Source organism: Vibrio sp. ER1A (genome assembly GCF_000733315.1).
GTDB classification, from domain to species: domain Bacteria; phylum Pseudomonadota; class Gammaproteobacteria; order Enterobacterales; family Vibrionaceae; genus Vibrio; species Vibrio mediterranei.
Genome location: NZ_JPJA01000087.1, coordinates 55,708 through 67,875, shown reverse-complemented (window position 1 = coordinate 67,875; position 12,168 = coordinate 55,708). Strand labels below are relative to the sequence as shown.

13 protein-coding genes and 2 pseudogenes are annotated in these 12,168 nt (G+C 40.9%); 5 read left to right on the top strand and 10 right to left on the bottom strand.

From position 1 onward, the window contains the following. Positions 1–44: 44 nt before the first annotated feature. Positions 45–272, top strand: a complete 228-nt coding sequence (locus HW45_RS15000) for a sulfurtransferase TusA family protein (RefSeq protein ID WP_038227861.1) — start codon at positions 45–47, stop codon at positions 270–272. Positions 273–275: 3 nt separating this feature from the next. Then, positions 276–1,346 carry an AI-2E family transporter gene (locus tag HW45_RS14995; protein WP_038227860.1) on the top strand — a complete coding sequence of 357 codons (1,071 nt, stop codon included), beginning with the start codon at positions 276–278 and terminating at the stop codon, positions 1,344–1,346. Positions 1,347–1,423: 77 nt separating this feature from the next. Here HW45_RS14995 and HW45_RS28855 read toward each other — a convergent pair. The 6 genes and pseudogenes from HW45_RS28855 to HW45_RS14970 all read right to left on the bottom strand — a co-directional run. Continuing rightward, positions 1,424–1,570 (bottom strand): annotated as a pseudogene (locus HW45_RS28855) (thioredoxin-dependent thiol peroxidase); the annotation flags it as partial. Positions 1,571–2,035: 465 nt separating this feature from the next. After that, positions 2,036–3,583 carry a hypothetical protein gene (locus HW45_RS14990; RefSeq protein ID WP_038227859.1) on the bottom strand — a complete coding sequence of 516 codons (1,548 nt, stop codon included), beginning with the start codon at positions 3,581–3,583 and terminating at the stop codon, positions 2,036–2,038. Between the two features lies 1 nt (position 3,584). Further along, a complete protein-coding gene (locus tag HW45_RS14985; protein WP_038227858.1) occupies positions 3,585–4,622 on the bottom strand; it encodes a nucleoid-associated protein in 1,038 nt (345 codons plus the stop codon). Positions 4,623–4,940: 318 nt separating this feature from the next. Beyond that, positions 4,941–5,426 (bottom strand): hypothetical protein, encoded by a 486-nt coding sequence (locus HW45_RS14980; RefSeq protein ID WP_038227857.1) that lies wholly within the window; start codon positions 5,424–5,426, stop codon positions 4,941–4,943. A gap of 467 nt (positions 5,427–5,893) precedes the next feature. Then, positions 5,894–6,280, bottom strand: a complete 387-nt coding sequence (locus HW45_RS14975) for a hypothetical protein (RefSeq protein WP_038227856.1) — start codon at positions 6,278–6,280, stop codon at positions 5,894–5,896. A gap of 139 nt (positions 6,281–6,419) precedes the next feature. Beyond that, positions 6,420–6,719, bottom strand: a complete 300-nt coding sequence (locus HW45_RS14970) for a hypothetical protein (protein WP_235225497.1) — start codon at positions 6,717–6,719, stop codon at positions 6,420–6,422. A 1,081-nt stretch (positions 6,720–7,800) separates the two neighbouring features. Here HW45_RS14970 and HW45_RS14955 point away from each other — a divergent pair. Then, on the top strand, positions 7,801–8,013 hold the full coding sequence (locus tag HW45_RS14955; RefSeq protein WP_038227852.1) for a hypothetical protein: 213 nt from the start codon (positions 7,801–7,803) through the stop codon (positions 8,011–8,013). Positions 8,014–8,362: 349 nt separating this feature from the next. Here the strand turns inward: HW45_RS14955 and HW45_RS14950 are convergent, their stop codons facing one another. Both HW45_RS14950 and HW45_RS14945 read right to left on the bottom strand, forming a co-directional pair. Further along, positions 8,363–8,836 (bottom strand): hypothetical protein, encoded by a 474-nt coding sequence (locus HW45_RS14950; RefSeq protein ID WP_038228001.1) that lies wholly within the window; start codon positions 8,834–8,836, stop codon positions 8,363–8,365. 167 nt (positions 8,837–9,003) lie between these two features. Beyond that, a complete protein-coding gene (locus tag HW45_RS14945; RefSeq protein ID WP_038227851.1) occupies positions 9,004–9,384 on the bottom strand; it encodes a hypothetical protein in 381 nt (126 codons plus the stop codon). Between the two features lie 155 nt (positions 9,385–9,539). Between HW45_RS14945 and HW45_RS14940 the strand changes: the two genes are divergently transcribed. Next, on the top strand, positions 9,540–9,824 hold the full coding sequence (locus HW45_RS14940; RefSeq protein WP_051868147.1) for a hypothetical protein: 285 nt from the start codon (positions 9,540–9,542) through the stop codon (positions 9,822–9,824). A 200-nt stretch (positions 9,825–10,024) separates the two neighbouring features. On the opposite strand, the gene HW45_RS14935 is transcribed toward HW45_RS14940, so the two are convergent. Together HW45_RS14935 and HW45_RS14930 are read right to left on the bottom strand one after the other, a co-directional pair. Beyond that, entirely contained in the window at positions 10,025–11,404 is a 1,380-nt protein-coding gene (locus tag HW45_RS14935) for a DEAD/DEAH box helicase (RefSeq protein ID WP_038227850.1), read from the bottom strand. Further along, positions 11,398–11,928 carry a hypothetical protein gene (locus HW45_RS14930; RefSeq protein WP_038227849.1) on the bottom strand — a complete coding sequence of 177 codons (531 nt, stop codon included), beginning with the start codon at positions 11,926–11,928 and terminating at the stop codon, positions 11,398–11,400. Before HW45_RS14930 ends, HW45_RS14935 begins: the two co-directional genes overlap by 7 nt. A 103-nt stretch (positions 11,929–12,031) precedes the next feature. On the opposite strand from HW45_RS14930, the pseudogene HW45_RS30015 reads away from it, so the two are divergent. Further along, positions 12,032–12,168, top strand: a pseudogene (locus HW45_RS30015) (helix-turn-helix transcriptional regulator); the annotation flags it as partial.

Below are 12,168 nucleotides of genomic sequence, written 5' to 3'. Positions count from 1 at the left end.
GTAGCGTATATGTTAAGTTTCAATGCTGTTCAAATGGAAAGTGTATGACCGATATGCATCTAGATTTAGTGGAAGAGCGATGCCCGATGTCATTACTCTTGGTCAAGCGCGCTTTTAAACAGATTGAAATAGGGCAACTATTGTCGGTGAGGTTAGTCGACAAACACTCAGTCTCGGACGTCCTTCAATACTTATCTATCCAGAATGCAGCAATAAATCATAGGATTGAAGGTGAAGTGAGCGTTATCAATATTCGTAAACAGGATGATTAATTGATGCTAGATATGGTCCGTCGTTGGTATAAGCGACGTTTTTCCGACCCAGATGCAGTGAGCTTGGTAGTAATTCTGTTATTTGGATTTATTACCATCTACTTCTTCGGTAATTTGATTGCTCCATTGTTGGTGGCGATTGTTTTGGCGTACTTATTAGAGTGGCCTGTTAGCAAACTATGCGCACTTGGTTTACCGAGAACACTGTCAGTGGTAGCGGTCATCCTCCTCTTCATCAGTTTAATGCTGTTAGCAATTTTTGGATTAGTGCCAACAATTTGGAATCAGGTTGGAAACTTACTGAATGATATTCCAAATATGTATAACGGCATGCAGCAGTTTGTCGCAACGATACCTGAACGATACCCTGATCTCGCTGAAATTCATTTAGTTGAAACCATAATGGGCAACGTGAAAGATAAAGTTCTCGTTTTGGGTGAAAATGTAGTGAAAGGTTCACTGGCATCGCTTGTTAGTTTAGCGGCGCTAGCAGTATATTTGATCTTAGTACCGTTACTGGTTTTCTTCTTGTTAAAAGACAAAGAAGAGATGGTCAGCATGGCGAGCGGCGTTTTACCTCGTAACCGTCGTCTAGCGAATAAAGTTTGGATCGAGATGAACCAGCAAATTTCTAACTACATTCGCGGTAAGGTACTGGAGATCTTGATTGTTGGTACAGTAAGTTATGTCACTTTTGCTATTCTAGATCTTCGTTATTCGGTCTTGTTGGCCGTGTTGGTTGGTTTCTCTGTACTTATCCCTTACATCGGTGCAGCTGCCGTTACAGTTCCAGTTGCTATGGTGGGTCTATTCCAGTGGGGCTTAGCACCACAATTTTACTGGTTACTTGTAGCATACGGCATTATCCAAGCATTGGATGGTAACGTTCTTGTACCAGTACTCTTCTCTGAAGCGGTGAATTTACACCCCGTGGCAATTATCGTTGCGGTTCTGGTATTTGGAGGGTTATGGGGCTTCTGGGGAGTGTTCTTTGCCATACCATTGGCAACGCTAGTTAAAGCGGTTTGGAACGCACTACCAAGTCACGATGATGGCACTCAGCACGCCACTTAGCTATCTGAAAAGAGTAAAAAAGCCTCGCGAAACATGCGAGGCTTTTTTAAATTGAATGTTCGGGATAACAAGGTGTCTTAAGACGTTTTGACATTCAAGTAATCAAGTACCACTTCGTGGTGAGTTTTCGTCTTGAACTTATTAAATACGTGCTCAATCACACCTTCTTCATTGATCAAGAAGCTAATGCGGTGCAAGCCATCATAGACTTTGCCCATGAGCTTGTACCCTTGGAAGTTTTTTCAGACTCAATTTCTGACGATTTATAACAAACTCTATCTTTAATAGTGAGTTAGGTTAATAATTTCTCTTTTTGAACCTCAATTATAGCAGTTGTCATAATTTTTTGTAAATCGGGCTGATTTTGACGCTTTTCCAAGCGTAAACTTGTCATAAAAGCTAAGGTGTTGCTATAAATTGATAGTCATTTCGATGGTATCGCTTGGTGATCACACACATATACACTTGTCACCCAACTCACTTTTGGACAATTCTGAGTTACCGTTCTTGCTAATTTAGCTTATGACGAATTATCAGGAGTATGGCAAAGCCTCTAATCGAGAGGCCAATTTTTGTTAGCCACTACACTTACTTCTAACATGGGCGTGTTTCGGGCAATAGCGCATAAGAACAACAACCACCGCCAAAGGCGGTGGTTTAGGATGAAAATAAAAGATCCGAAAGAAGCTTTATTCTAAGGTTTTCACTAACTCAACCGGTTGCTTTACGTGAGCAGAGTTAACATTGCCAGTACTCTTTTCCTGTCGTTCTGTACCAGTGACGATAACGTCTTTTGGCTTGTTTTCAGTATTAGTAAGAGCTTCGGTTGTCTTTTGTGTATCAGCAACAATAGAGTCCCAAAACGATAAAGGACTTTTTAGGCTGTACATTCCCCAAATAAAGAACAATAACGCTAGTAGGACTATTGCTGTTGATACATAAACGCGTCGTTGTTTAGCTTTAGATTCAACCTGAGATAGTGAATTACATTCCCTTATTTCATCAAGCTCTCCATCACCTATATAGTAGGTATATCTATCAACCATTTCATTCAATTGAGTTCGCGCCAGCTCAGTGTTTGACACTATTTCTTTGCGTATCCAATGAAGATTTAATAATCCCCCCAGAATGAAAATGGTAGATAAAACGGCAATTTCAAAATTAAACACGTTCTCTACTTTTCCTTTGTCTATACCTGTAAAGACAATAATCGTGAAAAAGTAGGAGAGTGTAAGTATTAGTACATTTCTCGCCGAAGAGATGCTGTCAGAAATCTTATCGCCAATTTTAGCTGTTGTTTCGTAAAGAAAGTCAGATAGTTTCGATGTTACTTCTACATATTGCTCAAAATTATCAGTTATATAGACCTTATAGTTGGACTCCAAAACATCAAACACATAGCGTTTGAACGAGTCCCTAACATGCTGATGCTGAGCGATTACGTGATTTATAATGCTAACTCGCGTTGGGTGCCGTTCGTCGCAGTAACCCCACAAGTACATGTCGTAAATAACTTGCCCGTAGCTATGATAAAACTCAATTTCTTCGCTCGCTAAGTCTAGTGTTTTGCCTCCATCGAATACAAAACTAAGCCTATCTAATGCACATTTTCGACATAACACAGCAAGTGATGCCAACGTTCTAAGCTTAAGTATGTAGTCAAATAATAAAGTGTCGCTGAAGAACTTGTTATTAAGGTCACTCAAGTACTCTACGTAGCAACTTTCGATATCAATTACGTCATGTAGTGCACGCGTCTTGTTTGATAGGATATGGCTGTCACCGCGTGTGAATGATATATCTGATATATCTGCGTCAAAATTCACATGCCTGATACCGTCATACTTGTTCTTCAAAGTAGCTAGAATAAACTTAAATTGAAGCGTCATTTTTTTCGACTCAAGGTATGCTAGAAAATGTTCACTTGAGTAGATTTGCAAGACGCGGTCTGGGTTATCTTTTGTTGCAACAAGTTTTACCGCCACTTTGGATCTATCGGTTTCAAATTGAAAGATCTCCAAAGTGCAAGCCTCAGTTTTAGTGAGTGAATGAGCATCAAGCGTGAAAGACTCTTCTTCTTCACCAAGATGAAAGACCGTCACGTTGTAGCTGGCAGAGTGATTGCTTGCACCCAGCACAGTATCGGAAAAGCAATTAAAGTGATTTACCCAATCTTGTTCATCTAATGTTAACGTACAAGAAAAAGTGTTCTCATCTTCAAAAAATTGAACTGGCATCTTAATCGAGTTCTTTTCTATTGAATCGTCCGCGTGGAGAATTGTTTTCAATCATTATGTAGTCTTTATCATTATGAGTGACTTCATAGATGATATCGTTGGTGCTACCTTGAATAATCAGAGTGACACCTGCGTTCACAGAAATGGTCTCTTTGATCTTCTTTTTAATATACGTTTTGTCAATTTCAAATGAGCCGTCAAACTCTTTCGTTCTTTTCGCTTCACGTAGGTTCGAAACAAAGTCTTCAACTGTGAATCCTTCGGTCAGAGGAGTGTATGCATCAATAGTCTCATCGATGAACTCATCAAAATTGAAGACTTCCTTAGTGTTGAAGTAAGAATTGACACAGTCTTTTAAACCAAAGAAGTCGGCTTCAGATACTTTTTTCACTTTACTCCGAAGCAAGCGACCAACTAAGTCAAAAACTTCTTTAGTATTAGTTTCGTTGTTGCGCTGCGGTGTAGCGTCCAAGAAATCGGTATGCCAAAAAAACGAAATAGCACCATTTTTGTCCGTTAAGTAAATTGCGTCTTGAAAAGACTCATCCTGATTGATGTTCACCAAACAAGATTTCAAAATCGCTTTATCTTCAGGCAAGCCTGATTTTAGTCTGTATGTTTTCTCTTCAAAATACTTCTTAAAGTCAAGTTTCGTAAGCAGGTAGCAATGCCGTTGGTCTGTTTTTAGTTTGGCGATGATGAATGAACCATCCGATGTTTTGAAACGAGATTTCTCTTCTGCTTCATAAAGGTGATCGGCAATATTAGTTGAGTGTAAATCAGGGTCACCCAAGAGTGAGCTAAGTTCTGACTCCACATAAGATTCATCATTAAAAGTGTAAGATCTAGAAGAGTTACTATTCATCGTCTCTTGAGAAAGTTTGATAAGAAACGATAGCAAGTCGGCGTTTTGAGATAAATCGATATCACTTTTTTTATAGCCAACCCCATGCTCTAAGTCGTATATACGTAACGTCTCAATTGGGTTTTCTTGGGGTGTTTCTGACTCGGTAGTTGATACCAAAATATCTTCACTCATAAATAACTGTCCTAAACATTTTTGTTAGAATTTAACAGAATGTGATATCAAAAACATCGTAAATTTATGCACTCAGTGATATAGCCATTGCTTTTATATGGAAGTAGTAAGATTCATCTAGAGACCTTCACCCCGTATTGCTTAACGGGATACTGGCGGTAAACTCTGACTAGATTCACTATCTGAATGGATAACTTGTAGTAAGGCAAACACAAATTAACAGGCCGTGAATGAGTAAAAGGTCTAACGCAAAAAGGGGCAGAACTGTGCTAGTAGCTACACTTTAGAGAGAAACGTTAACTTTGAGACTAATGTGCGCTACTTCATCTTTTGTCTCAAGCGGCGAAGCTTTCTGAGTAGGTGTTCGGGATCTTCCTCAGAGCCCTTTCTATCAAGGTATTCTTCCGCTATCTCTAACTGAGGTCGCCGTTTCTTTTCATCCGTCGTAAGTGTTTCTAGCTGAATTGCCATGTGAAGCATCATCACATCAGAGGATTTCGCTTTCCTAGCGGCATAATTTCCCATGCCTTTTATTGGTTTACCAAAATAAGCTTCTTCTAAGCCTATTTCTCCTTGTTTGTGGACGTACCCTTTATAAGTATCGGCTATTTGCAATAAGACAGATGGAGGAGGATAAACACCGGCTTCTAAGCAATATGCTAAAGCGGCAAGTGGATGTTCAGCAATTGGTGAACTGTCTGTACTTTTATCCCACCATGAAAAGAAAGAAGATCTTTGTTCATCCCACATATCCTCAAGTTCTTTTACAGTTTCATCATCCAAATCTAAGTTCTTATATTCCATCTAACCCTCACATCAATAGACCGCACAATATGGCAACAATGAGACCTGCTAACACATTCAACAAGATAATACCTATCGGTTTTTCGTACCACTGTCTAATCTCACGTTTCATATTATTTACCTTTGTCGTTGTCGTGAGATAAGCATCTACTATTTGTGGAGTCGTGTTAAGGACATGCAGAGGCTTGGATGTCCGCTTGGAGTCGCAAACTACTCAGTAGCCGTGACGTTATTGAACATTCGCTCAGATAAAATTTAATAAGGCAAAGCGCATCGCTATAGTTGATGGGCTGAATGTCGCTGGCACGGAAAGGGGCAAAGGCTTGTTACGACGCCCGAGGTTGAAACTATTAAATAATGCTTATGAGTTAGAGAGCAATAAGCTCTGGTACATTTACCCCTCACCACGAAAAAGGATAAAAGGCCAACGTAAAATACGCTGGCTATGGGGTTCTGAGTGGGTTGATTTATTGCTTTTCAACGTAAATCGCTTGACCACTAACAGTTTGTTCAGAGATTGGTATCAAGTACTGATAGTCGGTACCTTGTCCACCTATCATTACTGAGTTATTGCTACCAGTCACACCTAGTAAGACCCCATTTGCTCCAAGTTTCGCAGCCTGTTTTTTCAGCTCCTCAATTGCATAGTCAATTGAATCCTGCTTTGTAAAACCAGCGTCACTTGAAGCATTTACCAAGGCGATTGTCTCATATGACTCTGGCGTTTGGAGATAGAGACGTACTTTTTCTGGCGCGATAGGCTCTCTTGCTTCACCTACTAATATTGCAGACCCTGAAGCGCAACCAGTAAGTGCAAGTATGAGTGCAAGTAAGAGTGTTTTATAGATTCTCATTTTTTAACTATTGCTACGTGGATTATCTGAGCACTACATTATACAGTTGGCCGTCACCATTATGATAAAAAGTATCATCATCCCATTGCCTTGATTTGTAACAAACATTAGAGATACCCACTTTGGGCAACTTTGTTCTTCAAAGCATGGCTCTAAGCTCTTTCATTTTATCTTCTGCATGGCGGTAGCCTTGCTGGTAATCAGCCGCTGACTTTCGACATGCCTCAGCATAGCTCTCACCTAAGCCTTTATTTTTGTCGAAATTAGTGAACTCATCACGATAACGTTCAACGAAATGGTCATAGTCTTTTTGATGTACAGCAATCTCATTAATAATGTTTGCTCGTTTGGACTCTCTCCAAGTTTTGTAGGTAAACCATGCTGAACACAATGCGATAAATACTGCTAGTAAGGCTATCCAGTCGGAGCTTTCCATCATTACCTCTATTGTTGGGTTATTAAAAACTTCAGCCGCTTACAAACTGTACTCGCATAAGAGAAACTAAGTCAAATTCAGCTTATTGAAGTGCGTGGACACATACTCGAAACGCGTTTTGGGGCAGATATGAGTTGTTACAGAATCTTCAATCACTGAGCTTTCTCGTTGCTCGGGCAACTATTGCAAAAATTGCAACAGTTCAACTACCGAGGAATCCTCAATAGTTGCTTGATAAGCAGTGTGCATATTTTGCACATTAGTTAGTTCTATTGCCGAAGCGACGAGATCAGAACCGGGTTGGAGCAGAGGTGATTTACGAAACAACCTGTTTCGCAATTGTGCAAGACCCTCTTGCATAATTGGTTACTAGAGTTTGTCCAACAGCCTGTTGGACATTCGATGAAGCAGCCAATTTCCTAATTGTGCAGCAGCTTGTTGCACAAATAAATCTCATGTTGGTTTCATGCGCACTAAACACGTCTTGGGGCAGAGATGATTTACGAAACAACTTGTTTCGCAATTGTGCAAGACCCTCTTGCATAATTGAACACTAGAGTTTGTCCAACACCCTGTTGACCAAATTAGTCTTACGAAGACCTACTGCTATCTCAACATGTTTTTGGGAAGTACCTAAGGCTGATTTGTGCAACAAGCTGTTGCACAATTGGAGCAGGCGGAAGTTGTTGCATAATCTGCAACAACTGAACGATTTCACAACTCAGACAACTGTTCAACTGCGAGGAATACTTGTGGATTGGAAAGCAACTGAGAAGAAATCCTTCCTAGTTGCCAAAACGGAATGGGGCAATTTTGATTCAGACAGGTTTGTGCAACAGGCGATTGCACTATTACGGTCACTGGGGCGAGAAAGCCAAGATAGGGATATAAAAACACTGGGAGTAAAAATTAGGTACTGAACCCACACCATTAGATTTGCTTCTTTTTTAATCCCCCCCCCCCCTTGAATTAGACACTGTATACCCATACATAATAATCAGTGCTTTAGGAGGTGAAACAGCAAGTTGCATTGCTGTTCTTGGATGCACGACAAACGTATTTCATTTGAGTATAGGAGTCATTTATGGCGAAAGGTTCGAGTATTAACGGTAACGGTGGTAATGGTAGTGGCAACGACAGCTATACAATTACTGGGCGAGGAGAGATCAGTAGAGCGCAGCTAGTCCGAGAGGTCAAGCAAGGTAAGCATCCTGATACACACATCTACAAACGTAATGGTATTGAGTACGCTAGGAACAACCCTAATCACGATAGACCAGATAACATTAACGAATAACCACTCTCTAAAGGGCTAGGCTGTATAGCCCTTTGATTTTATAACCTACCATTGATCAACAATTCTTCTGTTGCCTATGATCTGTTTGCAGCCATTGTATATGTAGTTAGTCGCAATATGTTGGCATAAGTATTATTTGCTCAAATGGGCGCGATCACAAATGTTATGTGTAATAACTCTAAACAGGAATGGGGCAAAGGTGATTTAGGCAACCGAGAAGGATTTCTTCCTAGTTGCCAGCACGGAATGGGGCAACGATTGGTTAGAAATCATCGACGGTGAAGGCTCTGAGTCAGACCTTTCCTTGTTTTCGGAACAACCAACTCCGGTTTGTCGCTTCTGTGCAGGGTTAGTCACTAGTATGTATGTGAAGTGGCATCGTAGATTGATAAAAGCGAGCTCTCTGGTCACAAAAAAAAAACCGATAATCCTCTTGAGAATCAGCAACAAAAACCACTCTCAGGTTTTTGGTGGCTCTCACGGCTAACTTAGAACGTAACCAACCTGAAAAACGGGAGTTTCTTAAAGCACCCATACCGTAAATCCATAAGAACTTAGGATATTCATTTTCCTCAATCAATTTATTGAGAGTCTCTGATGTCGTAAAGTCATGTTTGTAGTCATTTAAATCAATGCTCTGTACTGTGACCCCCAAAGTCTCATTAACTCTGTTGAACTCTTGAACAAGTGAATCTGAAAGCTTTGCACGAAACACATGTTGCATATACATATGTAGGGCCCATGTGCACCTAACAGAACGTTCTATACCAGAATCAAAGTTATTATAATCCACCCCCAACTTATCGAGCTTTTTCAAATTCACTGAAGTTTGAATCCTTATAATTTGATTTAGAAAGTGCTTCTGCATGTTAATGATCACATACCATGGTGGATTAATAAATTTATGGCGTACTGAGTTACTAGCCATAACGTAAGGTTTGCCCTAGAAACCGAGTCAACCATGAGAAAGCCTGTTCTACACCGGACATCTTATATCAACCTAACCACATTGTTCTTTCCGTCAAAATCAGCGTTGTTATCAGGAAAGTGCTTTGGCTGACCATCAAGAAGCAAGACATAAAGCTTGCGTTCAAGAAAAACTCCAACCAAGTAATGATTTTTCGGTATCTGATAACTTGGTATTAGTGCCTGTTCGTCGTCGCAGAGGTAGCGGATATGGAGTAGCTTTACCCTTTTCAGGCCAACTAAATTACTACCTTCAATAAAGCCACCAAAGGGAACGGCAAACGTTTTGCCGTTCTTGAGCAAAGCTTCTACCGTTCCGTCATTATGTCGATTGTGCCCAATCGGTCCATGTTCGTTTATCCTGTCGACGCGATAGGATCTAACTATGTGAATTGACTTATACATACACTCATAACTGGTTATATATACAGTTTAATTATAATCAAATAGCCACGGAAGAGCCATGCTGAGCGGAGCAGTTTACTAATCTTGGCCGACGTCACACAAGGTCATACTGTTTCCAAACTAATTTTGTTAGATAGTCTGATAGATTGGTTCCCATGTATACGAAACTATTACTACTGTCGCTGGTCAATACGGCGGAGTTGGTTACGAACCAACAACTCCCCCCGCTATTTACCCTTTTGCGAAAAGCTATCAAAAAGTACGAATCGGATGAAATAGATTGGCACCTGGTCAATGGGCTCTCTGATCTCGACATTCTGTTTTTGATTGCAATGGCTGACACGGATCTGTCGGTGAACTTTGATACTACAGTTTTGGAGGAGGCTGTGCGTTTCGTCGGGTGGGTGCATAAGATGGAGACGGAGCAGGTTTATCATTAGGGTTGGTGTGCTGACTGTTGGTTGAGGTATATTGTTTACAACTTCGAATCAGCAACACTTTAACTACGCCCAAAGGTGGAAGAAAACTACTACCACGTGATGTGATATCTTTTCGGACACTGTATTAACAAGACGATTAGCGGGTTGCATTTGAGTCTCAACGATAAATCGCAAACTAAATAGCTCACATTTATCCATTATTAAGCTGTTTGAAACGCTGAAATGATACGCTGTTTGAACCCATTAAACTGAACCTCATAAGCAAGACTAGCAGCACCATTTACCATACTACCGAGGTCAGCAGCACCATTCCATCTCAAGTCAGCATTGCTGCTTACGAGACCAATATTGAGGTCTTTAGCAACTTCCTTTCGTCCTGATTCACTTGCTGCGAAAGTTTCAGGAGTGCCTGCCTTAGTGAACATACAAGATTCTGGAATATCTTGTTCTATCCTCTCGGCAAAATCTATCAAGCTTTGCTCTGCGAACGTGAATAACCAAGCCTGTTGGTGCGAGGCATGACTCACTCGTAGAATCCGCCCCAGCACTTGCCTAAAGTAGAGCTCTGTCTTAACCGAGCTGATATGGCAACAAACTTGAAGCCTTGGTATATCCGTACCTTCACTAATCATCCCCACACTGACTATCCACTGAGTACTATTCTTCCGAAAACGTTCAATCTCAGCTAAAGGAGCCTCATGACGATAGGTCACGATAGAAACAGTTTGTTGATACTTATGCAAAAGTATCTTTTTAATCTCTTGGGCATGTTGAACAGAAGAAGCAACGACTAGCCCTCCGGCATTCTGATTTTGATTACGTATCTCCGCTAGCTTTCTACAACCAAGTCCAAGCAGATATTCCATAGCTTCTTCATTTTGAATTACGCTCCGATAAGGAACTTTAGTCTGCTTTAACATCTCTAGAATCGATGAAAACGATTCTTCTTTTCCGTCGCTAGTTATCGACAGGTGTTCATTGTCTACGAGTACAATTCGTGGTGTTCTACATACATGGTCAGCGACGGCTTGTTTGAGAGTGTATTGATAGTCGACCAAGATCTGCCCATCGGGGTCGCTATACCGCGCTACCACTATCGGTAATGCATCTGAACGCCAAGGTGTACCTGAAAGCGCTAATGTATAGGTAGCCAGTCCCTGAATCTTGGTAAGGATCTGTTGTCCCCAAACGTTCGCTTTCTCATACTCGGAGCCAGAGCAATGGTGTATCTCATCAAACACAACAAATACTCGATAGTTACGTATTGTCTGCCAAAACTCTTCGCTGAGAAATTGAATAGATTGGTAAGTAAGCGACTGCCCAATCGAACCCAGCCCACCATTAAAAGTGCAATTGAGGACTGCTGAAAAGGTTCTTTTTATCCCATCTGATACCGTTAGCGAAGGTGAAAAACACAAAACAAGATCAACCATGTCATCCTTCAACAATCTGGAAGCAATATGTGCCGCCAATACTGTTTTCCCTGCTCCTGGAGTGGCTTGGCAAAAAAAGTGGTGTTGCATGTTTTTGTAGTTTTGTAACGCTCTTTCAGAGCATTCTTGCTGCCATTTCCTCAACATTCGGCAACATCCGAAAAGATGGTGTTAATTACGTTGGTTAGTACATTAACTCTACCAAATAGATGTGCTGAGCGATCTCTCGCTTGCTGCAACATTGGATAGAGCCTCTGTTCCAGTTCAGGGAAACGACGATTGAGCGATTGGTACTCGTCGATCTCACCCAGAACAATCTCTAACTCAGCTTTGTACTGGTTTCGCTCATGGCGCAATACCGAGTAATCTGAAGTGGGTTTAGCTGGAGAGGAGGCATTCTTCCGTTCTCCTTTGGGTTTCACATTAAGAGAGCGAAATAAATCCGTTTGAAAGTATCTTTTATCTCGTCCTTCTCCCTCACTTTCAAGCCAACCGTTACTCACAAAACGAAGGATTTGTCTGTAGAGTATTTTTCTTGCCTCATCAGGCACCTTCCTATGATCACAAACAGAAAGAGAGGCGTCGCGTAGTTCAATAACCGAAAAACCATCCATACCTTTTTCAATCAATAACTTGTGCATAATCGCACTGATTTTCGTCGAACGTTTCATTTACAACTCTTGTAGAACAAAAAACTAAGGATTGCTTAGTATACAGAAATCGATAAAACTAAGAAAATCTTAGTTACTGTAGGTTTTCACACATGAACCGAAAATGTCATTTACTAACCCAATCCCAGCGCGACTCAAAGAAGCGCGTAAAAAAGCTAAACTCTCCCAGAAATCCTTGGGAGTGAGAATTGGTATGGATGAAGGTTCGGCAAGTGCCAGAATGGTAACTATTCACCCGCG

Excerpts from the sequence above, each read along its gene's own strand:
- HW45_RS14975 (WP_038227856.1), bottom strand. The coding sequence starts at position 6,280 with ATGAGAATCTATAAAACACTCTTACTTGCACTCATACTTGCACTTACT.
- HW45_RS14930 (WP_038227849.1), bottom strand. The coding sequence starts at position 11,928 with ATGAAACGTTCGACGAAAATCAGTGCGATTATGCACAAGTTATTGATT.
- HW45_RS14980 (WP_038227857.1), bottom strand. The coding sequence starts at position 5,426 with ATGGAATATAAGAACTTAGATTTGGATGATGAAACTGTAAAAGAACTT.
- HW45_RS14940 (WP_051868147.1), top strand. The coding sequence starts at position 9,540 with ATGTATACGAAACTATTACTACTGTCGCTGGTCAATACGGCGGAGTTG.
- HW45_RS14985 (WP_038227858.1), bottom strand. The coding sequence starts at position 4,622 with ATGAGTGAAGATATTTTGGTATCAACTACCGAGTCAGAAACACCCCAA.
- HW45_RS14955 (WP_038227852.1), top strand. The coding sequence starts at position 7,801 with ATGGCGAAAGGTTCGAGTATTAACGGTAACGGTGGTAATGGTAGTGGC.
- HW45_RS14990 (WP_038227859.1), bottom strand. The coding sequence starts at position 3,583 with ATGCCAGTTCAATTTTTTGAAGATGAGAACACTTTTTCTTGTACGTTA.
- HW45_RS15000 (WP_038227861.1), top strand. The coding sequence starts at position 45 with ATGACCGATATGCATCTAGATTTAGTGGAAGAGCGATGCCCGATGTCA.
- HW45_RS14935 (WP_038227850.1), bottom strand. The coding sequence starts at position 11,404 with ATGTTGAGGAAATGGCAGCAAGAATGCTCTGAAAGAGCGTTACAAAAC.
- HW45_RS14970 (WP_235225497.1), bottom strand. The coding sequence starts at position 6,719 with ATGATGGAAAGCTCCGACTGGATAGCCTTACTAGCAGTATTTATCGCA.
- HW45_RS14945 (WP_038227851.1), bottom strand. The coding sequence starts at position 9,384 with ATGTATAAGTCAATTCACATAGTTAGATCCTATCGCGTCGACAGGATA.
- HW45_RS14995 (WP_038227860.1), top strand. The coding sequence starts at position 276 with ATGCTAGATATGGTCCGTCGTTGGTATAAGCGACGTTTTTCCGACCCA.